26 protein-coding genes are annotated in these 23,668 nt (G+C 70.7%); 16 read left to right on the forward strand and 10 right to left on the reverse strand.

The window, feature by feature from the left end; genetic code table 11:
* Positions 1–2 precede the first annotated feature (2 nt).
* The 3 genes from JW592_RS23380 to tyrS all read right to left on the reverse strand — a co-directional run bounded on the left by JW592_RS23380 (position 3) and on the right by tyrS (position 2,513).
* Positions 3–272, reverse strand: a complete 270-nt coding sequence (locus JW592_RS23380; RefSeq protein ID WP_372446560.1) for a hypothetical protein — start codon at positions 270–272, stop codon at positions 3–5.
* Between the two features lie 187 nt (positions 273–459).
* On the reverse strand, positions 460–879 hold the full coding sequence (locus JW592_RS23385) for a DUF3099 domain-containing protein (protein WP_209267197.1): 420 nt from the start codon (positions 877–879) through the stop codon (positions 460–462).
* Between the two features lie 218 nt (positions 880–1,097).
* Positions 1,098–2,513, reverse strand: coding sequence for a tyrosine--tRNA ligase (gene tyrS / locus JW592_RS23390; RefSeq protein ID WP_209267164.1), 1,416 nt, complete (start codon positions 2,511–2,513; stop codon positions 1,098–1,100).
* A 346-nt stretch (positions 2,514–2,859) separates the two neighbouring features.
* Between tyrS and fabG the strand changes: the two genes are divergently transcribed.
* Positions 2,860–3,564: a 3-oxoacyl-[acyl-carrier-protein] reductase gene (fabG, locus tag JW592_RS23395; protein ID WP_209267165.1), complete on the forward strand. Its 705-nt coding sequence runs from the start codon at positions 2,860–2,862 to the stop codon at positions 3,562–3,564.
* A 2-nt stretch (positions 3,565–3,566) separates the two neighbouring features.
* Positions 3,567–4,346 carry an enoyl-ACP reductase FabI gene (gene fabI, locus JW592_RS23400; protein ID WP_209267166.1) on the forward strand — a complete coding sequence of 260 codons (780 nt, stop codon included), beginning with the start codon at positions 3,567–3,569 and terminating at the stop codon, positions 4,344–4,346.
* 40 nt (positions 4,347–4,386) lie between these two features.
* Here fabI and JW592_RS23405 read toward each other — a convergent pair whose 3' ends face one another.
* On the reverse strand, positions 4,387–5,097 hold the full coding sequence (locus tag JW592_RS23405) for a FadR/GntR family transcriptional regulator (protein ID WP_209267167.1): 711 nt from the start codon (positions 5,095–5,097) through the stop codon (positions 4,387–4,389).
* Between the two features lie 29 nt (positions 5,098–5,126).
* On the opposite strand from JW592_RS23405, the gene JW592_RS23410 reads away from it, so the two are divergent.
* The 4 genes from JW592_RS23410 (at position 5,127) to JW592_RS23420 (ending at position 7,726) form a co-directional block, all read left to right on the forward strand.
* Entirely contained in the window at positions 5,127–6,473 is a 1,347-nt protein-coding gene (locus tag JW592_RS23410) for a CynX/NimT family MFS transporter (protein ID WP_229376684.1), read from the forward strand.
* 17 nt (positions 6,474–6,490) lie between these two features.
* On the forward strand, positions 6,491–6,607 hold the full coding sequence (locus JW592_RS33240) for an SGM_5486 family transporter-associated protein (protein ID WP_267878074.1): 117 nt from the start codon (positions 6,491–6,493) through the stop codon (positions 6,605–6,607).
* 201 nt (positions 6,608–6,808) lie between these two features.
* On the forward strand, positions 6,809–7,063 hold the full coding sequence (locus JW592_RS23415; protein WP_209267169.1) for a hypothetical protein: 255 nt from the start codon (positions 6,809–6,811) through the stop codon (positions 7,061–7,063).
* A 147-nt stretch (positions 7,064–7,210) separates the two neighbouring features.
* Complete coding sequence (locus JW592_RS23420; RefSeq protein ID WP_209267170.1) at positions 7,211–7,726, forward strand: SixA phosphatase family protein; 516 nt, start codon at positions 7,211–7,213, stop codon at positions 7,724–7,726.
* 129 nt (positions 7,727–7,855) lie between these two features.
* Here the strand turns inward: JW592_RS23420 and serB are convergent, their stop codons facing one another.
* Positions 7,856–9,115 carry a phosphoserine phosphatase SerB gene (gene serB / locus JW592_RS23425; RefSeq protein WP_209267171.1) on the reverse strand — a complete coding sequence of 420 codons (1,260 nt, stop codon included), beginning with the start codon at positions 9,113–9,115 and terminating at the stop codon, positions 7,856–7,858.
* 354 nt (positions 9,116–9,469) lie between these two features.
* Here serB and JW592_RS23430 point away from each other — a divergent pair, with 354 nt between their 5' ends.
* Complete coding sequence (locus JW592_RS23430; protein WP_209267172.1) at positions 9,470–12,193, forward strand: FHA domain-containing protein; 2,724 nt, start codon at positions 9,470–9,472, stop codon at positions 12,191–12,193.
* Between the two features lie 73 nt (positions 12,194–12,266).
* Here the strand turns inward: JW592_RS23430 and JW592_RS23435 are convergent, their stop codons facing one another.
* Positions 12,267–12,992 (reverse strand): aggregation-promoting factor C-terminal-like domain-containing protein, encoded by a 726-nt coding sequence (locus tag JW592_RS23435; protein WP_209267173.1) that lies wholly within the window; start codon positions 12,990–12,992, stop codon positions 12,267–12,269.
* Between the two features lie 414 nt (positions 12,993–13,406).
* On the opposite strand from JW592_RS23435, the gene JW592_RS23440 reads away from it, so the two are divergent.
* From JW592_RS23440 to JW592_RS23450, 3 genes are all read left to right on the forward strand, one after another.
* Positions 13,407–14,576 (forward strand): GAF domain-containing sensor histidine kinase, encoded by a 1,170-nt coding sequence (locus tag JW592_RS23440; protein WP_209267174.1) that lies wholly within the window; start codon positions 13,407–13,409, stop codon positions 14,574–14,576.
* Positions 14,569–15,207, forward strand: a complete 639-nt coding sequence (locus JW592_RS23445; RefSeq protein WP_209267175.1) for a response regulator — start codon at positions 14,569–14,571, stop codon at positions 15,205–15,207. The genes JW592_RS23440 and JW592_RS23445 overlap by 8 nt, the downstream gene beginning before the upstream one ends.
* A 161-nt stretch (positions 15,208–15,368) precedes the next feature.
* A complete protein-coding gene (locus JW592_RS23450; RefSeq protein WP_209267176.1) occupies positions 15,369–15,611 on the forward strand; it encodes a chaplin in 243 nt (80 codons plus the stop codon).
* 39 nt (positions 15,612–15,650) lie between these two features.
* Here the strand turns inward: JW592_RS23450 and JW592_RS23455 are convergent, their stop codons facing one another.
* The gene (locus JW592_RS23455; protein WP_209267177.1) at positions 15,651–16,487 is read right to left on the reverse strand and encodes an Rv1486c family protein; all 837 of its coding nucleotides are present in this window, start codon (positions 16,485–16,487) and stop codon (positions 15,651–15,653) included.
* 105 nt (positions 16,488–16,592) lie between these two features.
* Here JW592_RS23455 and JW592_RS23460 point away from each other — a divergent pair, with 105 nt between their 5' ends.
* The 4 genes from JW592_RS23460 to JW592_RS23475 all read left to right on the forward strand — a co-directional run bounded on the left by JW592_RS23460 (position 16,593) and on the right by JW592_RS23475 (position 19,763).
* Positions 16,593–17,384, forward strand: coding sequence for an ABC transporter ATP-binding protein (locus JW592_RS23460; RefSeq protein ID WP_209267178.1), 792 nt, complete (start codon positions 16,593–16,595; stop codon positions 17,382–17,384).
* A gap of 21 nt (positions 17,385–17,405) precedes the next feature.
* On the forward strand, positions 17,406–17,828 hold the full coding sequence (locus JW592_RS23465; protein ID WP_209267179.1) for an NfeD family protein: 423 nt from the start codon (positions 17,406–17,408) through the stop codon (positions 17,826–17,828).
* Between the two features lie 73 nt (positions 17,829–17,901).
* The gene (locus tag JW592_RS23470; protein ID WP_209267180.1) at positions 17,902–18,858 is read left to right on the forward strand and encodes an SPFH domain-containing protein; all 957 of its coding nucleotides are present in this window, start codon (positions 17,902–17,904) and stop codon (positions 18,856–18,858) included.
* A gap of 137 nt (positions 18,859–18,995) precedes the next feature.
* Positions 18,996–19,763 carry a sulfite exporter TauE/SafE family protein gene (locus tag JW592_RS23475; RefSeq protein WP_209267181.1) on the forward strand — a complete coding sequence of 256 codons (768 nt, stop codon included), beginning with the start codon at positions 18,996–18,998 and terminating at the stop codon, positions 19,761–19,763.
* Positions 19,764–19,803: 40 nt separating this feature from the next.
* Here JW592_RS23475 and JW592_RS23480 read toward each other — a convergent pair whose 3' ends face one another.
* Complete coding sequence (locus JW592_RS23480) at positions 19,804–20,313, reverse strand: HNH endonuclease (RefSeq protein WP_209267182.1); 510 nt, start codon at positions 20,311–20,313, stop codon at positions 19,804–19,806.
* A 374-nt stretch (positions 20,314–20,687) separates the two neighbouring features.
* Complete coding sequence (locus JW592_RS23485; protein WP_209267183.1) at positions 20,688–21,227, reverse strand: YbhB/YbcL family Raf kinase inhibitor-like protein; 540 nt, start codon at positions 21,225–21,227, stop codon at positions 20,688–20,690.
* A gap of 179 nt (positions 21,228–21,406) precedes the next feature.
* Between JW592_RS23485 and JW592_RS23490 the strand changes: the two genes are divergently transcribed.
* Positions 21,407–21,838 (forward strand): barstar family protein, encoded by a 432-nt coding sequence (locus tag JW592_RS23490; RefSeq protein WP_209267184.1) that lies wholly within the window; start codon positions 21,407–21,409, stop codon positions 21,836–21,838.
* A gap of 52 nt (positions 21,839–21,890) precedes the next feature.
* Here JW592_RS23490 and JW592_RS23495 read toward each other — a convergent pair whose 3' ends face one another.
* Positions 21,891–22,673: a sporulation protein gene (locus tag JW592_RS23495; protein WP_209267185.1), complete on the reverse strand. Its 783-nt coding sequence runs from the start codon at positions 22,671–22,673 to the stop codon at positions 21,891–21,893.
* A gap of 112 nt (positions 22,674–22,785) precedes the next feature.
* Here JW592_RS23495 and JW592_RS23500 point away from each other — a divergent pair, with 112 nt between their 5' ends.
* Entirely contained in the window at positions 22,786–23,484 is a 699-nt protein-coding gene (locus JW592_RS23500) for a DNA-3-methyladenine glycosylase (protein ID WP_209267186.1), read from the forward strand.
* The last annotated feature ends 184 nt before the right edge of the window (positions 23,485–23,668 follow it).

Below are 23,668 nucleotides of genomic sequence, written 5' to 3' on the forward strand. Positions count from 1 at the left end.
TCTCAGCTGTCCTCGGACGGCTTCGGCTCCCAGTCGGCCAGCGGCACGGTGTCCTTCAGGAAGCCGCGGACGCCGAGGAACTTCGAGAGGTATTCGCGGTGTTCCTCGCAGGCCAGCCACGTCTTGCGGCGGTCGGGGGTGTGCAGCTTGGGGTTGTTCCAGGCGAGCACCCACACAGCCGGCTCACGGCAGCCCTTGGCGGAGCAGATCGGGGTATCGGGTCCCTCGGCTGAGGGGGAGGCGGAAGGAATCACGCCTTCATCTTCCCTCACGGTCTTCCTTCACGCCGCGGACATTAAACGACGCCGGGCAGCCACGGGGGGAGCCGCCCGGCGTCGGTCCATCGCTCCGACGGGGGATGCGGAGCGCACATGAAGTATGGCATGCGGGAGCGGCCGCAGTGCACCGGAACCGCAGGATTGATCTGAGGTTTTCTTGAGCTTTGTGCAAAGAGCCAGATCAACTGCGGTCACCCGTCGTCTCGTTCGGGGCGGACTCGGCCTCTTCCGGAGCGGTTTCCCCCTCCGCTGTGCCGGTTTCGCCCCCCGCGGTGCCGGTTTCGTCCTCCGCTTTGCTCACCCGTGAGGGCTCCAGCTCTTCGTGCGCAGGGTCAGGCGGCACCGTCGGGGGAGCCGACGGCGCGTTCTCCCGTCCGGCGTTGGCGATCACGACGGCGATGTACGGAAGCGTCAGGCCGAGCACCAGCGTCACCACGGCAAGCGGGCGCTCGACGTTCCACAGCACCACGGTGAGCAGGACGGCGACCGTGCGGATCAGCATGGAGATCACATAGCGACGCTGCCTCCCGCGCACGTCTTCCTGCAGGCTCTGCCGAGCCCCGGTGATCCGGAAAACCTCCGGCTGGTGCTGCTTCCGCATCACATTCCACCACCTGCTCACCTGCCGTTCTCCGCGGCTGTGCACGGAGATCCGGACGTTTCCCACGGTACGCCTCGGACGCGTCCGCTACGAGACCGGGGCGGCGGCCCCGGAGGACCGGACGGCCTGCGCACGACGCGGGTCCGGCGGCTCCGGTGGATTGCGTACCCCGGCCGCAGAGCCGGGGTACGCGCGTCCACAGCGCTGCCGGGCCGCCGTCACAGACCGCGGAGCTCCGCGACCTTGCGGCCCGCCTTCAGATAGACCGCGTCGGCCGTGCCGCCCCCGGAGGAGACCGCTTCTCCGGCGACCTCGGCCAGCGGGCGCAGCGCCTCTGTCTCGGAGACCACCACGGCCTGCTGCTTCTCGCCGCCCCTCTCGATGATCAGCCGCAGCCCGTTCTGCTTGGCGATGCGGCGGGCGGCCGAAGCGCTCGGGGTGAACTCCAGCACCTTCGTCAGTACAGCGGCGACGCCCTCTGCGCCGTGTTCGGCCACGTCCACGACAGGCAGGGTCTCCAGGTCGGAGAAGGACTTCTTGGAGAACTGGGCGACGAAGTGCGCGCGGGCGGCCATCGCCGCCGGCACACCGTGCAGGGCCGCGACGACCTCGCCGGCCAGGACCTTCTTCAGGTCCATCGGGTGCAGTGAGCCGGCCTCGATACGGGCTGTCGCCTGGTCGATCTCGGTGTCCGTCCACTCGGTCCAGGCGCGCAGGTAGGGCACCATCAGCCGGTCGGGGATGGACATGATCTTGCCGAAGACCTCGTCGGGTGCGCTGCTCAGGCCGACGTAGTTGCCCTTGGACTTGGACATCTTGGCGCCCGAGCCGTCCGTGCCCTCGACCAGTGGCATGGTGACCACGAGCTGCGGCTGCTGCCCGTGTACCTCCATCACCCGGCGCCCCATCTGGAGGTTGAGGAGCTGGTCGACGCCGCCGAGCTCCACGTCGCAGGCCAGCTCCACCGAGTCGAGGGCCTGGGCGACGGGGTAGAGCAGCTCGGACATGGTCAGCCCGGAGCCTTCGGAGAGCCGGTTGCGGAAGTCCTCGCGCTGGAGCAGCGCCGAGACGGGCACCTGCGCGAGCAGCCCCAGCAACTCGGGCAGCGTGACGGGGGCCAGCCACTCGCTGTTGCGGGCGAAGCGCACCTTCTCGAAGTCGAAGAAGGGCCGCACCTGCTCCTGGTAGCCGGACAGGTTCTGTGCGATGTCCTCGTCGGTCAGCGGCGGGCGCTCGGCCGTTCGGCCCGAGGGATCGCCGATCTTGGCGGTGAAGTCGCCGATGATCAGCGTGACGTCGTGCCCCATCCGCTGGAAGCGGCTGAGCACGATGACCGGTACGGCGTGGCCCAGATGCACATCCGCCGCCGTCGGGTCGATGCCCAGCTTGATGTGCAGGCCCTTGCCCTGGGCAGCACGCTCCTCGATCCGCTCGGCGAGCTTGTCCACGGACGGCAGCAGCTCGACCGAGCGCGCCCCGATCAACTCGGCCTGCTCCTTGGCCGGCAGATCGCTCAGGTCCAGATAGCGCCGCGTCCCGGTCTCCTCGAGCAGCCGCTCGACATTGGTGTCGGAGGAGAGGTCCTGGGCCAGCAGCTCACTGGCGCGCTGTACGGAGTCGCCGAGGCGTGTCACGTCACTGTCCTGGTGTGGTGGTTGCTGAATACGGTCCGGGAAAGTCTATGCCCCCGCACCGACACCGACCGCCCGCGGCGGCTCTGCCGCCGCACTCCACCCGGGCACTCCGCCCGGCCACCCCGGCACTCAACCCCGGCGCCGCCACCCCGGCCCGGAGCCGTCCGCGGCGTCCCCGTGGCCGCCCGACGCGGTTCGCGCCGCCGCGGAATCGGCGTTTCTGTAGGGACCCCACAGGAGGCCGCTGGACCCCCTGTCCGTGCCCGAGTGCTCGCGACCTGGTCATGGCGGATAGGTTCTCCTTGCGACAGACCGCGACAGCAGAAGCAGAAAGGGTGGTCACACAGTGAGCCGCTCAGTGCTCGTGACCGGAGGGAACCGCGGCATCGGCCTCGCCATCGCCCGTGCCTTCGCCGAGGCAGGCGACAAGGTCGCCGTCACCTACCGCTCCGGAGAGCCGCCCGAGGGCTTCCTCGGCGTCAAGTGCGACATCACCGAGCCGGAGCAGGTGGAGCAGGCGTACAAAGAGATCGAGGAGAAGCAGGGCGCGGTCGAGGTGCTCGTCGCCAACGCGGGCATCACCCGCGACCAGCTTCTGCTGCGGATGTCCGAGGACGACTTCGCCTCGGTCGTCGACACCAACCTCACCGGTACCTACCGGGTGGTCAAGCGCGCCTCCCGCGCCATGCTGCGCGCCCGCAAGGGCCGTATCGTGCTGATCTCCTCGGTCGTCGGGCTGATGGGCCAGGCCGGGCAGGCCAACTACGCCGCGTCCAAGGCAGGTCTCGTGGGCTTCGCCCGCTCGCTCTCCCGTGAGCTGGGCTCCCGCAACATCACCTGCAACGTCGTCGCGCCCGGCTTCGTCGACACCGACATGACCCGCGCACTCACCGACGAGCAGCGCGAGGAGATCGTCAAGCAGGTGCCGCTGGGCCGCTACGCCGCGCCGGAGGAGGTCGCCTCCTCGGTCCGCTTCCTGGCGTCCGACGAGGCCGCATACATCACCGGAGCCGTCATTCCCGTGGACGGCGGATTGGGCATGGGTCACTGAACATGAGCGGAATCCTCGCCGGAAAGCGCGTCCTGATCACCGGAGTGCTGACCGACTCCTCGATCGCCTTCCACGCGGCCAAGGTCGCCCAGGAGGAGGGCGCCGAGGTGGTGTTGACCGGCTTCGGGCGGCTCTCCCTGGTGGAGCGCATCGCCAAGCGGCTGCCCAAGGAGGCGCCGGTCATCGAGCTGGACGTGCAGAACAAGGAGCACCTGGACGGGCTCGCCGCCAAGGTCACCGAGCACCTCGGTGACGACGCCGCGCTCGACGGGGTCGTGCACTCCATCGGCTTCGCGCCGCAGGACGCGCTGGGCGGCAACTTCCTCAACACCGAGTGGGAGTCGGTCGCCACGGCCGTCGAGGTCTCGGCGTTCTCGCTCAAGGCGCTGACGATGGCGCTGCTGCCGCTGCTGGAGAAGCGCGGCGCCTCCGTCGTGGGCATGGACTTCGACGCGCAGCTCGCCTGGCCGAAGTACGACTGGATGGGTGTCTCCAAGGCGGCGCTGGAGGCCACTTCCCGCTACCTCGCGCGCGATCTGGGCCACAAGAACATCCGCTGCAACCTGGTCTCCGCCGGCCCCATCAAGTCGATGGCCGCCAAGTCCATCCCGGGCTTCGAGGAGCTGTCCGACGTGTGGAACACCCGCGCGCCCATCGGCTGGGACCTCGCCGACCCCGAGCCCGCGGGCCGCGGCGTCGTCGCCCTGCTGTCCGACTTCTTCCCCAAGACCACGGGCGAGATCGTCCATGTGGACGGCGGCGTCCACATGATGGGTGCCTAAGTCCCCTCGCGGGGCGGGTTTTCCGCCGCGGCGCCGCCGTCTACAGCGCGCCCTCGCCCCATTCCGCCGTATGAGAGGCCGCCTCCTCGGAGGCGGCCTCTGCGTCCTGGTCGTGGATGGCCTCCAGCAGCCGCGCGTGGTCCATGTGGTTCTCCGGGCGCAGCTCGTCGCCGACGTCCTGCCGCAGATAGGCCCGCAGCACCTCGCCCAGGTCGGCGTAGACCGCCGCCAGGACCTCGTTGTGGGAAGCGGCCACCACGCCCATGTGCAGGCTCCGGTCGGCGTCGATGAAGCGTTCGACGTCACCCGAGTCCCATGCCGCCTCGCGGCGGGCCAGCAGCCCGTCGAGCTGCCGCAGGTCGGCTTCCGTACGGCGGCGCGCCGCCAGCCGAGCTCCGGCCGTCTCCAGGGCCGAGCGCAGCTCCGCCACGTGCCGCAGATCGGCCCCGGCGAACCTGCGGTGCATCACCCCGGCCAGCTCGCTGGTGGCCACCACATAGGTGCCCGAGCCCTGCCGGATGTCCAGCAGCCCGTTGTGCGCGAGCGCGCGCACTGCCTCCCGCACGGTGTTACGGGCCACCCCCAGCTGCTCGACCAGCTCCGGCTCGGTCGGGATGCGGCTGCCCACCGGCCACTGGCCCGAGGTGATCTGCTGCCGCAGTGCGGCGATCACCTGGGTGGCCAAGGGCGCGCGCTGGGGAGTGGCGAGCGAGGGAAGCTGGGGCTGGGCAATCGGTTGGCCGTTATTCATCCCATGATTCTATGATGGGTCGCATGGCACTGGCAGACGACGACAGCAGGAATTCCACACCCTCAACCGATCTGAGTACCCGCACCGCTCCCGAGCCCCCAGCTGCGGCTCTCACGGCGGCCCCCGCGGCGCCGCCCGGACCCGGTGCCGCCTCCCCTGCGGGACCGCGCTGGCTGCTCGGCCTCGTCGCTGCCGGAATGGTGATCGCGGCGCTCAACCTGCGCCCCGCCATATCCGGACTCGGCCCGCTGCTGGAGGAGGTCCGGCGCGGTCTGCACATGAACGGCACCGTCGCCGGGCTGCTGACCTCCGTGCCGTCGCTCTGTTTCGCCGTCTTCGGCGGACTCGCCCCCCGGCTGGCCCGCCGCCGCGGCCCGGCAACCGTCGTGCTGGGCGGGATGGTCGCCATCGCCCTCGGGCTCGCGCTGCGGCCACTGGCGGGCGGCACCACGGCCTTCCTCGCCGCCACCGCGCTCGCTCTGGCCGGAATCGCGGTGAGCAACGTACTGATGCCCGTGGTCGTCAAGCACTGGTTCCCCGACCGGGTCGGCTCCATGACGGGGCTCTACTCGATGGCGCTCGCCCTGGGCACCGCAGGCGCCGCCGCCGTCACCGTGCCGATGACCGACGCGCTCGGCGGCAGCTGGCGCGTCGGCCTGGGCGCCTGGGCGCTGCTGGCCGCTGTCGCCGTCGTGCCCTGGGCCGTGATCTCCCGGGGCCGCTCCGACCGCGCCCCCGGGGCGCAGAGCGCACCGGAGACCGTTCCCGGGCAGCCCGGCGAGCAGGCCGCGACCGGCCTGCGGATCACCAAGTCGCCCACCGCCTGGGCGCTCGGCGTCTTCTTCGGACTCCAGGCGTCCGCCGCCTACATCACCATGGGCTGGCTGCCGCAGATCTTCCGGGACGCGGGAGTCTCGGCCTCGGCGGCCGGGGTGATGCTCGCGGTGACGATGGGCATGGGCGTCCCGCTCTCCTTCGTCCTGCCGAAGCTGGCCGCCCGGATGCGGCACCAGGGCCCCCTGGTGTTCGCCCTGGGCGTCTGCGGCCTGGTCGGCTACGCGGGCCTGTGGTTCGCGCCCGCCGCGGGCGCCTGGGTATGGGCGCTGGTGCTGGGCGTCTCCAACTGCGCCTTCCCGCTGGCCCTCACCATGATCGGGATGCGCTCCCGCTCCCACACCGGTGTCGTCAAGCTCTCCGCCTTCGCACAGAGCACCGGCTATCTGATCTCCATCCCCGGCCCGCTGCTGGTCGGCTCGCTGCACGACGTCAGCGGCGGCTGGCACTTGCCGCTCCTGCTGATGGCCGCGCTGATGCTGGCGCAGATGGCGACCGGGCTGCTGGCGGGCAGGGACCGGGTCATCGAGGAAGGGCGCTGAGTGCGACACTGGCTCACATGCCAGTGCTCGAACCGAACCCCCCGGAACCCCGGAAGAAGCTGCTGCTGATCTTCGGCGCGATGATCGCCGTCACCGTCGTCATCGCGGTGATCGCCAGCATCGTCGCGGGCTGAGGCCGCCTCCGGCGCCCGGTCCGCGCCGCCGGGGGCTCCTGGCCGCACGGGCGGGGTGTAGCCGGCACCACCATCCCCTAGGGGGCCTGCCTCAGGGGTAACTGGGTGGCTCACCGGATGGGACCGGCCTCCCGCCCTCCGTACCGTCGAGGCGTACACGAAAGACCAGCGAAGCCACCACGGAACCCGGAGGCGAGACCCATGACGGCCCCCGCGCACCTCACATCGGACCGGAGCAGGAGCCGCCCGGCCCCGGGCGGCACGCGGCCGGACGCCACCCGGCAGCAAGCAGCGCAGACACGGCTGCCCTGGTGGGGGGCGCTGCTCCCGGCACTCGGCTTCGTCCTGTTGCTGGTTCTCGTGGTCGGCGGGGGACAGGCGGACGCCGCCCAGCGCGCCGCCGACAGCCCGCTGCTGTCCTTCTTCACCCATCTGTGGGGCGCTGTGCTGGGCTAGTCCGGCCCGGGGACGTCCTGCCGACAGGGGTCCCGGCTGAGCCGTCCCGGTGACGGGGTGAGCGGGGCATCACCGTCCGTCACCCGTAGGGGACCGGCCGTTCAACACCCCGCGCCTGACAGCGGGTTTCATGCGAAGCTGGGACACATGAGCGTCGATGTGCCCCGCAGTATCGTCCTTCTCCGGCACGCCAAGGCGGACTGGCCCCAGGTGGCGGACCACGAGCGGCCCCTCTCCGAGCGAGGCCGCCTGGACGCCCCCGCGGCGGGCGAATGGCTCGCCGGTCAGGGCATCACCCCGCAACTCACCCTCTGCTCGACAGCGACCCGTACCCGCGAGACATGGAAACTGGCCGTCTCGCACCTCCCCCAGCGTCCCAAGACGGTCTACGAGGAGCGGCTCTACGAGGCGCCTCCCGGCCAGATCATCGAAGTCATCAACGAAGTCGCCGACGAAGTGCGGGACTTGTTGATCATCGGTCACAACCCAGGAATGCAGTCGGTCGCCGATGTGCTCGCCGGCGCCGCCGACCAGGAAGCACAGGAACGGATGGCCCGGGGCTTCCCCACGGCGGGCGTGGCCATCCTGCGGTACACCGGCTCCTGGAAGTCGGTGGAGGCAGGCAGCGCCGAGCTGACCCGCTTCTGGTCACCGCACGAGTGACGGCGCCGGGCGGCGCCCACCGGTGCCGCACCGGACGGCGGGGAGGCTCGGACTCCACGGTCGGGCTCCCTCGGCCGAGGCACCTCGGTCGGGGCTCCTCGGTCGGGGCGACCCCGGTCAGGGGCCCCGTCAGGGGCCCTCGGCCAGGCCCCCCTCGATCCTCTCCGCCTCGGGGCCGTCCGCGGCCTCGACCTCCTCGCGTGTGATGCCCAGCAGATAGAGCACCGTGTCCAGGAAGGGCACGTTCACCGCGGTGTGGGCGGCCTCCCGCACCAGGGGCTTGGCGTTGAAGGCGACGCCGAGGCCCGCGGTGTTGAGCATGTCCAGGTCGTTGGCGCCGTCGCCGATGGCGACGGTCTGCGCCAGCGGAACCCCCGCCTCCTGTGCGAACCTGCGCAGCAGCCGTGCCTTGCCCGCGCGGTCGACGACCTCTCCGGTGACCCGCCCGGTCAGCCTGCCGTCGACGATCTCCAGGGTGTTGGCGGAGGCGAAGTCCAGCCCGAGTTCCTCCTGGAGCGCGTCCGTCACCTGGGTGAAGCCGCCGGAGACGACACCCACCTGGAAGCCGAGCCGCTTGAGCGTACGGACCAGGGTGCGGGCCCCGGGCGTGAGCCGCACTTCGTCTCGCACCTTGTCCACCACCGAGGCGTCGAGCCCCGCCAGCAGCTCCACCCGGGCGTGCAGCGACTCCTCGAAGTCCAGCTCGCCGCGCATCGCCCGCGTCGTCACCTCGGCGACCTCGGCCTCGCAGCCCGCGTGGGCGGCGAACAGTTCGATCACCTCGTCCTGGATGAGGGTGGAGTCGACGTCCATCACGACCAGCCGCTGTGCCCGCCGCTGCAGGCCCGAGGCGACGACGGCCACATCGACGCCGTACTTGGCCGCCTCCAGGGCCAGGGAGGTGCGCAGCAGCGCCGTCTCCGTGCCCGAGACGTCGAACTCGACAGCGAGCACCGGGTACTTGGCGAGCCGGAAGATACGGTCGATGTTGCCGCCGGTCGAGGTGATGCTGGCCGCTATGGCGGCGGTCGACTCCGCAGTGAGCGGGTGGCCCAGCACGGTGACGTGGGAACGCCCGGTGCCACGGGGCCGGTTGTCGCCGATGCCGGAGATGATCTCGGCGGTCAGGCCCATCGACTCGGCCCAACTGTGCACGGTCGCGCGCAGCTCGCCCTCCGTGCCGGTGCCGGTGCTGGGCGCGGTCACCAGGGCGCACAGGGTGATGCGTCCACGGGTGACGAGCTGCTCGATGTCGACGACCTCGACGGCGAAGGCGGCGAGGGTGTCGAAGAGGCCGGCGGTGATGCCGGGCCGGTCCTTGCCGAAGATCTTGACGAGCAGGGTCGGGGTGTCGGCGTACGACGGAGGCTGGGCCACAGGTGTGCTCATGGTCCTCTCACAGTACCGCCGCCTGGTCCGGCCGCATTCCGGGGCCCTGGCGTACCCGGCCGCTGACACCCGCGCGGGCCCTGTTGTCCTTGTCGGTGGTGATCCGTGGTGATCAGTCGTGATCAGCGGCGACCCATGGGGACATACGCGTCGGGAGCCCTTTCTCTCCCTTTCCTGGCTGTTTCTCTCCGGTGCCGCGGCGGACTCTCCGACATTCCCTGGACGGAACGGTCACAGCCTGGTTCCTACTGCTGGCCCGGCTTCCTGTCGGGCGGCCGAGCCTGAAATAGTTCCTCACGATGTTCGCCATCCCTAGACTCCCTCTCTGCAGGGGGTACCTCGGGGGACAACTTTGTGGGGCATGGAGTGCCGGAACTCGTACTGGAATTGAACGGACAGACCTGGACGCTCGATCCGTCCAGGGCCTACACCCTCGGCCGCGATCCGCAGGGGGACGTGGTGATCGAGGACGCCAGGGTCTCCTGGCGGCACGCCACGGTGCGCTGGGGAGGGCGCGCCTGGGTCATTGAGGATCACGGCAGCACCAACGGCACGTATGTGCAAGGGCGGCGCATCCAGCAGTTGGAGCTCGCGCCCGGCATGAGCGTCCATCTGGGCAACGCCACCGACGGCCCGCACCTGGGCTTCTCGGGCGGGGCATCCGGTGGCCAGGCGCCGGCCGCCGGTATGTACGGCGGACAGACGGCGCCCTCGCACCAGCAGCAGGGTCAGCAGCACGGGCAGCCCCAGGCGGCGCAGGCCGCTGCCCAGCACAGCGCACCGACCCAGCAGCCGCAGGTCGGCGGCCAGGGCGGCCCCGGCTGGGGCCAGCAGCCGCCGCAGCCTCAGCAGCCGCACCCCGGCTGGCAGCAGCAGGCCCCCCAGATGCCGCAGCAGATGCAGCAGGCACCCCCGCAGCAGTACGCGCAGCAGCCGCCGCAGCCGCACATACCGCAGCAGGGCGGCCCCGGCCCCCAGGGCATGGGCGTTCCCGGTGCCGGCGGTCCCGGTGCGGGCGGCGTATCCGGCGGTCAGGGCGGTGGCGCACCGCAGGCCGCGGGCGACCGCAGCCCGACCACCTTCCACCAGCTCTCCCTGGGCCGGGTGATGCGCATCGGCCGTGCGCTGGAGAACGAACTGGTCGTCTCCGACCTCCAGGTCTCCCGGCACCACGCGGAGTTCCGCGCCTCGCCCGACGGCCGTGCCGAGATCCGCGACCTCGGCAGTCACAACGGCACCTACGTCAACGGCCAGCCGATCCCCAAGTCCGGCACGGTGGCCATCGGGCCGCAGGACATCGTCGGTATCGGCCACTCCACCTTCCGGCTGGTCGGCGACCGGCTGGAGGAGTTCGTCGACACCGGTGACGTCTCCTTCTCGGCCCGCCATCTGACGGTCAAGGTCGACGGCGGCAAGGTCATCCTCAACAACGTCACCTTCGGCGTCCCCGAGAAGTCGCTGATCGGCGTGATCGGCCCGTCAGGCTCCGGCAAGTCCACACTGCTGCGCGCGCTGACCGGATACCGTCCGGCCGACGTCGGCGAGGTCCTCTACGACAACCGGAACCTCTACAAGCAGTTCGCCGAGCTGCGCCAGCGCATCGGGCTCGTCCCGCAGGACGACATCCTGCACAAGGAGCTGAAGGTCCGCACCGCGCTGCGCTACGCGGCCAAGCTCCGCTTCCCCGGCGACGTCGCCGAGGCCGAGCGCAACGCCCGGGTGGAGGAGGTGCTGGCCGAACTCAAGCTCGACATCCACGCGGACAAGCGGGTCACCTCCCTCTCCGGCGGCCAGCGCAAGCGCGTCTCCGTAGCGCTGGAGCTGCTCACCAAGCCGTCGCTGATCTTCCTGGACGAGCCCACCTCGGGCCTCGACCCGGGCATGGACCGCGATGTGATGCAGCTGCTGCGCGGAATGGCCGACGACGGCCGCACGGTGCTGGTCGTCACCCACTCGGTGGCCGAGCTCGGGCTGTGCGACAAGCTCCTGGTGATGGCTCCCGGCGGCGGCGTGGCCTACTTCGGCCCGCCCGAGGAGGCGCTGAACTTCTTCGGCTACGACTCCTGGGCGGATGTCTTCTCCGCCTTCGAGAACTACCGCGACTACGACTGGATGGGCCGCTGGCAGGGCTCGCAGCACTACCAGATGTACGCGGCCGACATCGACCAGCAGGCCCCGCATCAGGACCCCTACGCGGCGCAGCAGCAGGCGATGCAGCCGACCAGGCTCCAGAAGCCGCAGAGCTGGGGCAGCCAGCTGTGGACGCTGATCAGCCGCTATGTCTCGGTGATCTCAGCCGACCGATCCTTCCTGGTGCTGTCCTTCGTCACCCCGCTGCTCCTCGGCCTGGTCAGCACCCTGATGCCGTCCGACTACGGGCTGACGGCACCGCCGGGCAAGACCAACGGAGACGCCGGGCCCATCCTGCTGATCCTGGCCATCGGCGCCTGTTTCTCGGGTGCGGCCAACTCGGTCCGTGAGCTGATCAAGGAACGGGTCATCTACGAACGGGAACGGGCCACCGGGCTGTCCCGGTCCGCCTATCTGATGTCGAAGGTGATCGTCCTCGGCCTGGTCGCGGCCGTCCAGGGTGTGCTGATGTGCATCGTCGGCTTCTTCCCCCGCGACCTTCCCGAGGAGGGGCTGCTCGCCTCCAACCCGGCCATCGAGATGACCCTGGTGGCCATCGCGCTCGGCGGCACCTCGATGATGTTCGGCCTGATCATCTCCTCGCTGGTGAAGACCTCCGAGAAGACGATGATCCTGCTGGTGCTCTTCGCCGTCGTGCAGGTCGTCTTCACCGGTGTGCTCTTCAAGCTCTTCGACAGCCCCGGTGTGGAGCAGTTCGCCTGGCTGATGCCCTCCCGGTGGGCGATGGCGGCCATGGGCGCCACCGTCGAACTGGGCCGGCTGATGCCGCAGGACAAGAAGGACCCCACCAACACCGACCCGCTGTGGGACCACTCCCTGGGCCAGTGGACGATGGACATGGGCGTCCTGGTGGCAATGGGCATCCTGTGCTACTTCGTCATCATCCGGCTGCTGCGCCGCCACGAGCCGGAGATCATGCGCAAGTGAGCGTGTGAGACGCGGCAGAACCTCAAGACGCGGAAGAAGGGGGCCCCCTCGCCCGAGGGAGCCCCCTTCGCCGTCAGTACGACTGGTGGCTCTGCCAGAACGACCAGGCGCCGCACGGGCCGCCGTAGGTCGACTTCATGTACTCCAGCCCCCACTTGATCTGGGTGGCCGGATTGGTGCGCCAGTCCGCGCCGGCCGACGCCATCTTCGACCCGGGGAGCGCCTGCACCAGCCCATAAGCTCCGCTGCTGGGGTTCTGGGCGGTGACGTTCCAGCCGCTCTCGTGCTCCACGATGTTGGAGAAGCACTGGAACTGCTGCGCGTCCCCGATGAGCTTCCGGGCTATCTGCTGCGGCGACCCGGACGGCGCCGACTGCTCGGCCGCCGCTTCCTTTCGCCGGGCCGAACGGCTCGCCTCGGCCTCCTCGCGGGCCCGCTCGGCCTCCGCGCGCTTGCGGGCCTCGGCCGCACGCCGCGCCCGCGCGGCCTGACGCGACGCTGCCTCGCGCCGCGCTGCGGCCTCGGCGCGCTCGGTGGCCTGCGCGGACTGCGCCGCGATGCTCCGGCGCTGCTCGCTCACGCTGTGCTGCGTCGTCGTCTGCCAGGCGGCGGCTCCCGCGGCGAGCTCGTCGCCGGGCACGCGCACCTCGCCCTCGCCGCCCCAGCCCTGCTGCACCAGCCCGAGGGCGAGAGCCGTCAGCCCTACCGCCGCGACACCTGCTGCTGCGGTGACCTGCTGCCGCCGGGGGAAGCGGCGCGGCCGGTCGGGTTGCGCGGGTTGCGGAGGCTGCGGGGACATGGCGGAGTGGCCTCTTCCGGTCGCTGACGGGGGTTTGCGGACCGCAGGGCGTCTGCGGCGAGCGACATTCTTAGCGGCCCGCCGATTGCCGGGCAAAACGCGATCAAGGCCGCGGGCTGCCCCGGCAGCTTCGCCACAGGGCTCGGCGCGGAGGTTTCCTCGCAGCGCACGCCGCACTTACGGCGACGAAGCGGCTCCGTAGCAACGACGGCAGCCTGTGGCAGCACTCACAGATCGGCAGCCGTCCAACGCGCGGCCCGGCAGTCGTCCACCGCGCGGCCCGGTGGCCCGCCACAGCGCGGCCCGGCGGCACGGTGCGGCCTCCTACCCCCTCGGACCTAGGACCAGCGTCCCGCACCGCCCCTGACCCCGGCCCGATCCCGCGCTGCCGGTCCCGCGAGTACCGTGCTCGGCATGGTCCCCCGTTCCGGACTCGCCGCCGTCAGCGCGGCGCTGCTCGCCATGAACCGCCGGCTCGAGGTACGTGACGTCCTCCAGACGATCGTCGCCTCGGCCCGCGACCTGCTCGACGCCGAGTACGCGGCGCTCGGCGTACCCGACGACCACGGAGGCTTCGCACAGTTCGTCGTCGCCGGCGTCACCGATGAGCAGTGGAAGGCCATCGGCCCGCTGCCCCGCCAGCACGGCATCCTCGCCGCGATGCTGCACGACGCCACCCCGCAGCGCCTCGCCGACGTCCGCAAGGACCCCCGGTTCGGCGGCTGGCCCTCGGCGCACCCCAAGATGGCCGACTTCCTCGGCATGCCCATCGCCGACGGCGAGCAGGTCCTCGGTGCCCTCTTCCTCGCCAACAAACGGTGCGACCCCGCCACCGCCCGGCAGCGCCGTCCGGCGTCCAGCGAGCGGCCCTGCTCCTTCACGGAGGACGACGAGGAACTGCTGCGGCTGCTGGCCCAGCACGCCGCCATCGCGCTCACCAACGCCCGCCTGTACGAGCGCAGCCGCGAGCTGACCATCGCCGAGGAGCGCACCCGCATCGCGCACGAACTCCACGACGCGGTGGCCCAGAAGCTCTTCTCGCTGCGCCTGACGGCCCAGGCAGCCACGGCCCTGGTCGACCGCGACCCCGAGCGCGCCAAGGCGGAACTGCACGAGGTGGCCAAGCTGTCCGGCGAGGCGGCCGACGAACTGCGCGCAGCCGTCATCGAGATGCGGCCCGCCGCACTCGACGAGGACGGCCTCGTCGCCACTCTGCGTGCCCAGGCCCACGTCCTGGACCGCGCCCACAGCGCTCAGGTCGAATTCGCGTGCGAGGGCGTCCGCGCGCTGCCGTCGGCCCAGGAGGAGGCGCTGCTGCGGGTCGCCCAGGAAGCGCTGCACAATGCGCTGCGGCACGCGGACGCCTCACACGTCCGCGTCTCCCTCAGCCGCCGCGGCCCCTGCGTCGCCCTCGTCATCACCGACGACGGCCGGGGCTTCGATCCGGGCGCCGTACGCTCGGCGGGCCGCCACCTGGGCCTTGTCTCGATGCGCGACCGTGCCTCCGGCGTCGGCGGCACGCTGACCGTCCAGTCGGAGCCCGGTAAGGGCACAGTTGTGGAAGTGGAGGTGCCCGGTGGCTGACGCGATCCGTGTGCTGCTCGTCGACGACCATCAGGTCGTACGCCGTGGTCTGCGCACCTTTCTGGAGGTGCAGGACGACATCGATGTGGTCGGAGAGGCGTCCGACGGCGCCGAGGGCGTGGCACGCACCGAGGAGCTGCGGCCCGACGTGGTGCTGATGGACGTCAAAATGCCCGGGACCGACGGCGTCGAGGCGCTGCGCACCCTGCGCGAGAGGGGCAATCCGGCGCGGGTGCTGATCGTCACCAGCTTCACCGAGCAGCGCACGGTCGTCCCGGCGCTGCGTGCGGGTGCCGTCGGCTACGTCTACAAGGACGTGGACCCCGAGGCGCTGGCCGGTGCCATCCGCTCCGTGCACGCGGGCCATGTGCTGTTGCAGCCCGAGGTGGCCGGCGCGCTGCTCAGCGAGGAGGAGAGCGGCGGCGCCGGCCGCGGTCCGGCGCTGACCGAGCGTGAGCGCGAGGTGCTGGGGCTGATAGCGGACGGCCGCTCGAACCGGGAGATCGCCCGGGCCCTCGTGCTGTCGGAGAAGACGGTCAAGACGCACGTCTCCAACATCCTGATGAAGCTCGACCTGGCCGACCGCACGCAGGCGGCCCTGTGGGCGGTCCGCCACGGGGTGACCGGATAACCGGAATATTCGGTCAGCAGTTCGCGCAGGGGCAGTCGTTCATACCGTCGTGTGGTCGTCATCTTTTCCGCGCACCCTCCCGACGGATGCCCCGTTCTCCATGGCGTGCCCGCGGCGGTCGGCCGCGGCACCGTTCAGCAGAACCACAGGGAGAACACCCCATGAACACTGCCAAAAAGGCCGCCCTGGTCCTCGCCGCCGCCGGTGTCGCCGCCGGTGCCTCGGCCGGCTCGGCGTTCGCGCACAGCGCCGACGCGCAGGGCAAGGCCGTCAAGTCGCCGGGCGTCGGCTCCGGCAACCTGGTGCAGGCCCCGGTCCACGTCCCGGTCAACCTCACCGGCAACTCGGTCAACGTCGTCGGGGTCCTCAACCCGGTCTTCGGCAACCACACGCACAACAGCTGACCCCGCCAGGCGGGGCCCCGGAGGGCCGGGCGGCGCCGTTCAGGCCCGTCCGCCCTCCCGCCGCCGCTCCAGCTCCTCCGCGTAGGCGTTGTACGCAGCCACCTGCGCCCGCCGCGCGGTGCGCTCCACCGGCCGCAGCGCCTCGGCGCGGGCCGCCATCTCCGCGGCGCTCACCGCACCCCCGTGCTCCCTACCGTCGCCGGCCTCCCCTCCGTCGCCGTGCGCGATCGACACCAGCGCCGTCACCCGCTGTGCCAGCTCCAGCACCCGCACGGCACGCGGCGGATAGCCCGGCGCCAGCAGCTGCCTGCCCGCCTCCATACGCGCCCGGTACGCCTCCAGCGCGGCGTCGGCCACCGGCCCTGAGCCGGCCACATCCAGCCGGGTCAGCACCTCGGTGGCCTCCCGCATCGCCTCAGCCAGTTCCCGCTCGGCCTCCGCCAGCGAGGGCGCGTCGGCGGGCGGGCCCTCCCGCACCGGCAGGCACTCCCACAGCACCTCCGTGTGCACATCCTGCGGGTCGGCGTCCGCCGGTCCCGCCTCGTACACCGTGGGCACGAGACCGAGTGCCGTGCCGTGCGCCAGCACGGCCTCCCCGGCCTCCAGCGCCCGCGCGTTGAACTCCGGCGGTCCGCTCAGCCCCAGCGGATGCCCCGGCACCGGCAGCGCGACCCGCAGCCCGACGGCGCCCAGCGACCGCAGCCGCCCCAGGGCCAGCGTCAGCCCCACCGGGTCCGAGTCGTCCCCCGGCAGCACCACGCGGTGCCGTGCGTCCTGCGCCGCGATGCGCTCGGCCGCCTCGTCGGGCGAGACCAGTCCGGCGAGCAGTGCGTTTCCCCAGGCGGCGAGCCGCCCCGAACGAGGTTCTGTGAGCATGAACCAAGCCTAGGGAACAGGCTTCGCACACGGTGGCGTAGGTTTTCCCCTGGGGAATGTGCCCACAGGCACCTAAACGCGACTGCAATAGGAGACAACGCGCTCATGAGCGAAGTACTGGAGCTGGTGGACGTATCCGTGGTCCGCGACGGACGTGCTCTGGTGGAAGATGTCTCCTGGTCGGTCAAGGAGGGCGAACGCTGGGTCATCCTCGGCCCCAACGGAGCCGGCAAGACCACCCTGCTCAACCTCGCCTCCAGCTACCTCTTCCCGACCACCGGCACCGTCGGCGTGCTCGGCGAACGCCTCGGCAGCGTCGATGTGTTCGAACTGCGGCCCCGCGTGGGCATGGCCAGCATCGCCATGGCCGAGAAGCTGCCCCGCCGCCAGACCGTGCTGGAGACCGTCCTCACCGCCGCCTACGGCATGACGGCACACTGGCAGGAGAGCTACGACAAGGTCGACGAGGACCGCGCGCTCGCCTTCCTCGACCGGCTCGGCATGTCCGACTACCTCGACCGCAAGTTCGGCACCCTCTCCGAGGGCGAGCGCAAGCGCACCATGATCGCTCGCGCCATGATGACCGACCCCGAACTGCTGCTCCTGGACGAGCCCGCTGCCGGACTCGACCTGGGCGGCCGCGAGGACCTGGTGCGCCGTCTCGGACGGCTCGCGCGCGACCCGTACGCGCCCTCCATGCTGATGGTCACCCACCATGTCGAGGAGATCCCGCCGGGCTTCACCCACGTTCTGATGCTCCGCCAGGGACGCGTGCTGGCAGCAGGGCCGCTGGAGACGGAACTGACCTCCCGTAACCTCTCGCTCTGCTTCGGCCTGCCGCTGGTCGTCGAGACGCAGAACGGCCGCTGGACGGCACAGGGCCTGCCGCTGCGCTGAGCGTGCGCCTACCATGGCGGTGTGGACGCATGGGTCTGGTGGCTCGTAGCCGCCGCAGCGCTGGGAATCCCGCTCATCATCACGGCCATGCCCGAGTTCGGCATGCTCGCGGTGGGCGCCGTAGCGGCCGCCGGAACTGCCGGGATCGGCGGCGGCCCGGTGGCCCAGGTCATCGTCTTCGCGATCGTCTCCACGGCCCTGATCCTGGCCGTACGGCCCATCGCACGCCGGATGCGCACCGAACGCCCTGCGCTGGCCAGCGGGATCGACGCGCTCAAGGGGAGGCAGGCGGTCGTGCTGGAGCGGGTCGACGGGGACAGCGGCCGCATCAAGCTCGCCGGTGAGATCTGGTCGGCCCGGGCGCTCGACTCGCAAACGGCCTATGAGCCGGGCAGTCAGGTGGATGTGGTCGAGATCGACGGCGCGACGGCTGTCGTGATGTGATGTCGATGAGCAACCGCACACGGGCAGTAACTCTTCTGGCAGCGTCTTTCTCAACCAAGCAGGGGGCAAGGCCGTGGACGCCATCATCATCGTCCTGATCATCCTGGTGGTGCTTGTCTTCATCGCACTCATCAAGACGATCCAGGTCATTCCACAGGCGAGCGCGGCCATCGTCGAGCGCTTCGGACGCTACACCCGGACACTCAACGCGGGCCTGAACATCGTCGTCCCCTTCATCGACACCATCCGCAACCGTGTGGACCTGAGGGAACAAGTCGTCCCCTTCCCCCCACAGCCGGTGATCACCCAGGACAACCTCGTGGTGAACATCGACACCGTCATCTACTACCAGGTGACGGACGCGCGGGCGGCCACCTACGAGGTCGCCAGCTACATCCAGGCGATCGAGCAGCTCACCGTCACCACCCTGCGGAACATCATCGGCGGCATGGACCTCGAGCGGACGCTGACCTCTCGCGAAGAGATCAACGCCGCGCTGCGCGGCGTCCTCGACGAGGCCACCGGCAAGTGGGGCATCCGCGTCAACCGCGTCGAGCTCAAGGCGATCGAGCCGCCGACCTCCATCCAGGACTCGATGGAGAAGCAGATGCGCGCCGACCGCGACAAGCGCGCCGCGATCCTCCAGGCCGAAGGTGTCCGCCAGTCGCAGATCCTCACCGCCGAAGGTGAGAAGCAGTCGGCCATCCTGCGCGCCGAGGGCGAGTCCCGCTCCGCCGCGCTGCGCGCCGAAGGCGAGGCCCAGGCCATCCGCACCGTCTTCGAGTCCATCCACGCCGGCGACCCGGACCAGAAGCTGCTCTCCTACCAGTACCTCCAGATGCTCCCGAAGATCGCCGAGGGCGACGCCAACAAGCTCTGGATCGTCCCCAGCGAGATCGGCGACGCACTCAAGGGCCTCGGCGGCGCACTCGACAACTTCCGTCCCGAGACCGGCGGCAACGGCGGCGGCACCCCGGCCCCGCCCAGCGTCACCAAGCCCCCGCGCGAGCAGCCCCCGCTCGACTCCTGACGCTCCCGGGCCCCTCGCCTCACTCTCCGGTCGTGGGCCGGGACCGCGAGTCCAACAGCCGGACCGCCCACGCGTCGAAACAGTCCCTTCGGGCATGATCGGTGCAGCGAGAAACCAATCACCGAAGGGGCTGACGCGTGACCATATGGGAGGCCGTGGCCGTCTGCGCCGCAGGCATCGGCGCCGGAGGCATCAACACCATCGTCGGCTCGGGCACTCTCATCACCTTCCCGGTGCTGCTCGCCGTCGGCCTGCCACCCGTCACCGCCAACGTCTCCAACTCCCTCGGCCTCGTCCCCGGCTCCATCAGCGGGGCCATCGGCTACCGCAGGGAGCTGCGCGGCCAGCGCCGCCGCGTCCTCCGGCTGGGCGGCGTCGCCCTCCTCGGCGGGCTGGTCGGCGCCATCCTGCTGCTCACCCTGCCCTCCAGCGCCTTCAACGCGATCGTTCCTGTCCTGATCGCGCTCGCCCTCGTCCTCGTCGTCCTCCAGCCCAAGCTGGCCGCCGCCGTCCGCCGGCGCCGCGAACGCGACAACAACAGCGGCCACCCGCACGGCGGCGCCACCCTCCAGGGCGGGATTCTGTGCGCCAGCGCGTACGGCGGCTACTTCGGGGCCGCCCAAGGTGTCATCTACCTGGCCCTGATGGGCCTGCTCATCCCCGACGACCTGCAGCGCATCAACGCCGTCAAGAACGTTCTCGGCGCCGTCGTCAACGGCACGGCGGCCGTCTTCTTCCTCTTCGTCGCCGACTTCGACTGGACAGCCGTCCTGCTGATCGCCGTCGGCTCAGCAGCAGGGGGCCAGCTCGGCGCCCGGGTCGGACGCAAGCTGGCCCCCGGAGTGCTGCGAGGAGTCATCGTCGCCGTCGGCCTCGTGGCGATCGTGCAGCTCCTGCTGCGCTGAGCGCGCGGTACGGGGTCGCGAACCGCAGCTGTCGTACGGCTCAGGCGGTGGCCGGCAGCGTCAGCCACTCGGGCAGCGACTCACCCTCCTTGAGCCCCAGCGCCAGCAGCAGCGCGTCGGCCGGCGTCGGCTCGAAGGGCTTGACCAGCAGCTTCATCCCCGCCTGCCCCGGCGTCCGGTCCGCCTTGCGGTGATTGTCGGCCGCACACGCCGCGACCGTGTTCAGCCACGTGTTCCCACCGCCGTGGGAACGCGGAACTATGTGGTCCACCGTGGTCGCCCGGCGCCCGCAGTATGCACACCGGTGCCGGTCCCGCACCAGGACGCCCCGCCGCGACCACGGTGCCCGTTGTCGGAAGGGCACCCGCACATACCGGCGAAGTCTGATCACCTGCGGCACCGGCAGCTCCACCTGCGCAGCGTGCACCCGCAGACCGGGATGCGACTGCTCGATGACGGCCTTCTCCCGCATCACGAGCACCACCGCTCGCCGCAGCGACACCGTCGACAGCGGCTCGAAGCTCGCGTTCAGCACCAGCGTCTCCCGCATCCCGACCGCCTCCCCTTCTCCCGTTCCGGCCCGGACGCGCCCGCGCCGGGTGGCACCAACTGTGCCGCTGTCCACCCAGGCCGACAACGCAATTTCCCGGGGCTGTCCAAGAGATGAAGCGCCCCGGAACGCCAGGTCACAGAGGGGAGAAAAGGATCACAAAGGGACAGAACCCCGGGGGAGCCCCGCCGGGACCGAAGGCAGCCGGCGCGGTCGTCCGGCCCCCGGCCGGACTCCGGCAGACGGCGGCGCCGACAAGCGCCTGCCGCCCCCGCTCGCGGTGATGTCCGCGGCGCGGTGCCGACTGCCCACACACACGTTGCGCCGCGCGGGGAGCGCGGCGCAACGGAATTCTTCCGGACGGACGGGCGGGGTCAGCCCTCGGCGGGGATCTCGTACTCGCCGATCAGCTGCCCGCGCGCCAGGGTGTGGAAGCGCAGGTTGAACCCGACGAAGGCCGGCGTCGCGCCGGAGTCGGGCCCGAGCTTCTCGGTGTCCACGGCGTACACGGTGAACACATAGCGGTGCGGCCCGTCCCCGGGCGGCGGCGCGGCCCCGCCGAAGTCACGCGTCCCGAAGTCGTTGCGCACATGAACAGCGCCCTCGGGGAGCCCCTTCATCTCACCCGTACCGGCGCCCGTGGGCAGCTCGGTCACCGAGGCTGGGATGTCGAAGACGGACCAGTGCCAGAAGCCGCTCCCGGTCGGCGCGTCCGGATCGAAGCACGTCACGGCGAAGCTCTTCGCCGCCTCGGGGAAGCCCTCCCAGCGCAGGTGCGGAGAGATGTTCCCCTCCGCGTACACCTGTGCGGTACCCAGATGGCCGCCATCCGCCAGATCGTTGCTCAGTACGCGAATCGACGGCACCGGGGGGTGGAAGTCATGGGGGAGCGGGCGCCGTTGCTGGTCGGTCACGTCGGGAACCTCCTCGTCACGCGAATCGCTGCACCGGCCAGCCTAACGATCCGGACAGCCTCTCTTTGCCACCATGACGGGGTGCGAGAGCACACCCCGTACACCCCAGCCCTGTACCCGCAGCCGTCAACGCCATCAGGTGAGTGACCACGACGAGACCCCGAAGCGGTGGTGCGACCATGACCAGCCCCGTGGACCTGCCCGAGCTGCCCCAGGCCGACCTCCCCGGCCTCTTCGACGACTCGGTGCCCCCCGGCGTCTACCGGTTGCCCTCCGTGGGACCCGACGCCCTGATGCAGGCGGACGCGGCGGGCTGGTTCGGCACGGTGGTCGACCTGACCGGCGTCGACAACAAAGCCGACTTCATGGAACGTTGCGCGACCGGTCTGGAGCTCCCCGACTACTTCGGCCGCAACTGGGACGCGCTGGCCGACCTCCTCACCGACCTGTCCTGGTGGGGCAAGCCCCGCGGCTATCTGCTGCTGGCCACCGGCTGGTCGGAATTCGAACAAGCAGACCCGGAGGACGCCGCGGCAGCTGCGGAGGTCTTCACCGCGGCAGTCGGCTTCTGGGCGGTACGCGAGACCCCGCTCAGCATCCTGCTGGGCTGACCAGGAGGCTGACCGGGGTCCTGTCACCGGTCGACCGGCCCGGGCGGCGGCCTCAGAACCAGTTCCGCTTGCCGCCGACCTCGGCGAGCCACTGATTGAGGTACCCGGCCCAGTCCGTCTGCTGATAGGAGTCGAAGTCCACGGGGAAGGCCCGGAAGGTGTCACTGCCCTCGGAGAACAGCCCCGGCTTCTTGTCCATCTCCAGCACGACGTCCATGCCCCGCGCGTCCGCGACGAACGACAGCTCGACCTGGTTGAGCCCCCGGTACTGCTGCGGCGCGAAGAACTCGATCTCCTGGTAGAAGGGGAGCCGCTGCCGCGTGTTGCGGATGTGGCCCTTCTCCATGTCGGCCGACTTGAAGCGGAACCCGAGCTGCCCGAACGCGTCCAGAATCGCCTCCTGCGCCGGCAGCGGGTGGATCTCCACCGGGTCCAGATCGCTCGAATCCAGCGCCCGCGCGATCGCCAGCTCGGTGGTCACTCCGATCTGCATGCCCCGCAGCTGCTGCCCCATGAACGCGGTGATCGGCGTCTCCCACGGCACCTCGAGAGTGAAGGGCACCACGTGCGAGTCCCCCTCGTGCAGGGTGAGCTCCCCGCCCAGCCGCTGGGTGCCGAACTCGATGTTCTGGTGCATCTCCCCGTCGTTCGTCTCGACCTCGACGCGGGCCTGCAGCCCCACCGACAGCGACTGGATCTCCTGGGTGACCGAGCCCCCCTCGATCCGCACCTCGCCCTGCACCACGCCACCGGGCACGGCGTGCGGCTGGTGCAGCACCGTGTCCACCGACGCGCCACCCATCCCCATGCTCGCGAACAACTTCTTGAAGCCCATCCTCTTGTCCTCCCCTTTCGCTCCCCGTCCGCTTCTCGCCGGGAAGCACGACGTTCCCCGCGCGGCCGGCGCCCACGCGGTCGCGTACGCGGTTCTTGTACGCTCGGACGGCATGATCGCAGGCCGAGACCGCCACCCCAGCACGACCAGCGGTGACCCGCACCTACCCCGGGCCTTCTTCGACCGTCCTGTCCTGGATGTCGCCCCCGACCTGCTCGGGCGCGTCCTGGTACGCACGACGTCGGACGGCCGAATGCGGTTGCGCATCACGGAGGTGGAGGCATACGCAGGCGAGGCGGATCCCGGCTCCCACGCCTATCGGGGCAGGACGGAGCGGAACGCCTCGATGTTCGGCCCACCCGGTCATGCGTACGTCTACTTCATCTACGGCATGTGGTACAGCCTCAACCTCGTCTGCGGCCCCGAGGGCCGGGCCAGCGGTGTGCTGATCCGCGCCGGCGAGGTGCTGGAAGGGGTGGAGCAGGCACGCAAGCGCCGCCCCAAGGCGCGCAAGGACCTGGAGCTGGCCAAGGGACCGGCCCGGCTGGCCACCGCCCTCGCCGTGGACCGCGAGCTGAACGGTGCCGACGTGTGCACCCACGACGACTACGCCCCGCTGAGCGTCCTGGCGGGCGAGCCGGCCGACCCGGATACGGTGAAGAGCGGTCCGCGTACCGGCGTGGGCGGTGACGCCGCCCACTACCCGTGGCGCTTCTGGCTCGAGGACGACCCGACGGTCAGCCCCTACCGGGCCCACAAGCCCCGGAACCGGCGCCGACCCTCGCTTGACGCAAGCCGATCGACCACCTAACGTTGGACGAGCCGCTGGAAACGGGACGTCTTGCCACGGGTCTGAAGACTCAGTGAGAGCGGCCCCCGGAAGCGGACATTCACTACCTTCGACGTACCCCGGATTCGGGGTCACTTTCGGTACGCCGAAAACTGACTCCGAGGGCTCGATTATGAGTCTCCAGGGAAACGCGCTAACGTAGTGG

This window comes from Streptomyces spirodelae (genome assembly GCF_017676385.1).
Classification (GTDB): domain Bacteria; phylum Actinomycetota; class Actinomycetes; order Streptomycetales; family Streptomycetaceae; genus Streptomyces; species Streptomyces spirodelae.

Coding starts and splice junctions, on each gene's coding strand:
- JW592_RS23450 (WP_209267176.1), top strand. CDS start 15,369: ATGAACACTGCCAAAAAGGCCGCCCTGGTCCTCGCCGCCGCCGGTGTC.
- JW592_RS23460 (WP_209267178.1), top strand. CDS start 16,593: ATGAGCGAAGTACTGGAGCTGGTGGACGTATCCGTGGTCCGCGACGGA.
- JW592_RS33240 (WP_267878074.1), top strand. CDS start 6,491: ATGCCAGTGCTCGAACCGAACCCCCCGGAACCCCGGAAGAAGCTGCTG.
- JW592_RS23455 (WP_209267177.1), bottom strand. CDS start 16,487: ATGCTCACAGAACCTCGTTCGGGGCGGCTCGCCGCCTGGGGAAACGCA.
- JW592_RS23405 (WP_209267167.1), bottom strand. CDS start 5,097: ATGAATAACGGCCAACCGATTGCCCAGCCCCAGCTTCCCTCGCTCGCC.
- JW592_RS23495 (WP_209267185.1), bottom strand. CDS start 22,673: ATGGGCTTCAAGAAGTTGTTCGCGAGCATGGGGATGGGTGGCGCGTCG.
- JW592_RS23490 (WP_209267184.1), top strand. CDS start 21,407: ATGACCAGCCCCGTGGACCTGCCCGAGCTGCCCCAGGCCGACCTCCCC.
- JW592_RS23415 (WP_209267169.1), top strand. CDS start 6,809: ATGACGGCCCCCGCGCACCTCACATCGGACCGGAGCAGGAGCCGCCCG.
- JW592_RS23440 (WP_209267174.1), top strand. CDS start 13,407: ATGGTCCCCCGTTCCGGACTCGCCGCCGTCAGCGCGGCGCTGCTCGCC.
- JW592_RS23500 (WP_209267186.1), top strand. CDS start 22,786: ATGATCGCAGGCCGAGACCGCCACCCCAGCACGACCAGCGGTGACCCG.
- JW592_RS23480 (WP_209267182.1), bottom strand. CDS start 20,313: ATGCGGGAGACGCTGGTGCTGAACGCGAGCTTCGAGCCGCTGTCGACG.
- JW592_RS23435 (WP_209267173.1), bottom strand. CDS start 12,992: ATGTCCCCGCAGCCTCCGCAACCCGCGCAACCCGACCGGCCGCGCCGC.
- serB (WP_209267171.1), bottom strand. CDS start 9,115: ATGAGCACACCTGTGGCCCAGCCTCCGTCGTACGCCGACACCCCGACC.
- JW592_RS23385 (WP_209267197.1), bottom strand. CDS start 879: ATGCGGAAGCAGCACCAGCCGGAGGTTTTCCGGATCACCGGGGCTCGG.
- fabI (WP_209267166.1), top strand. CDS start 3,567: ATGAGCGGAATCCTCGCCGGAAAGCGCGTCCTGATCACCGGAGTGCTG.
- JW592_RS23420 (WP_209267170.1), top strand. CDS start 7,211: ATGAGCGTCGATGTGCCCCGCAGTATCGTCCTTCTCCGGCACGCCAAG.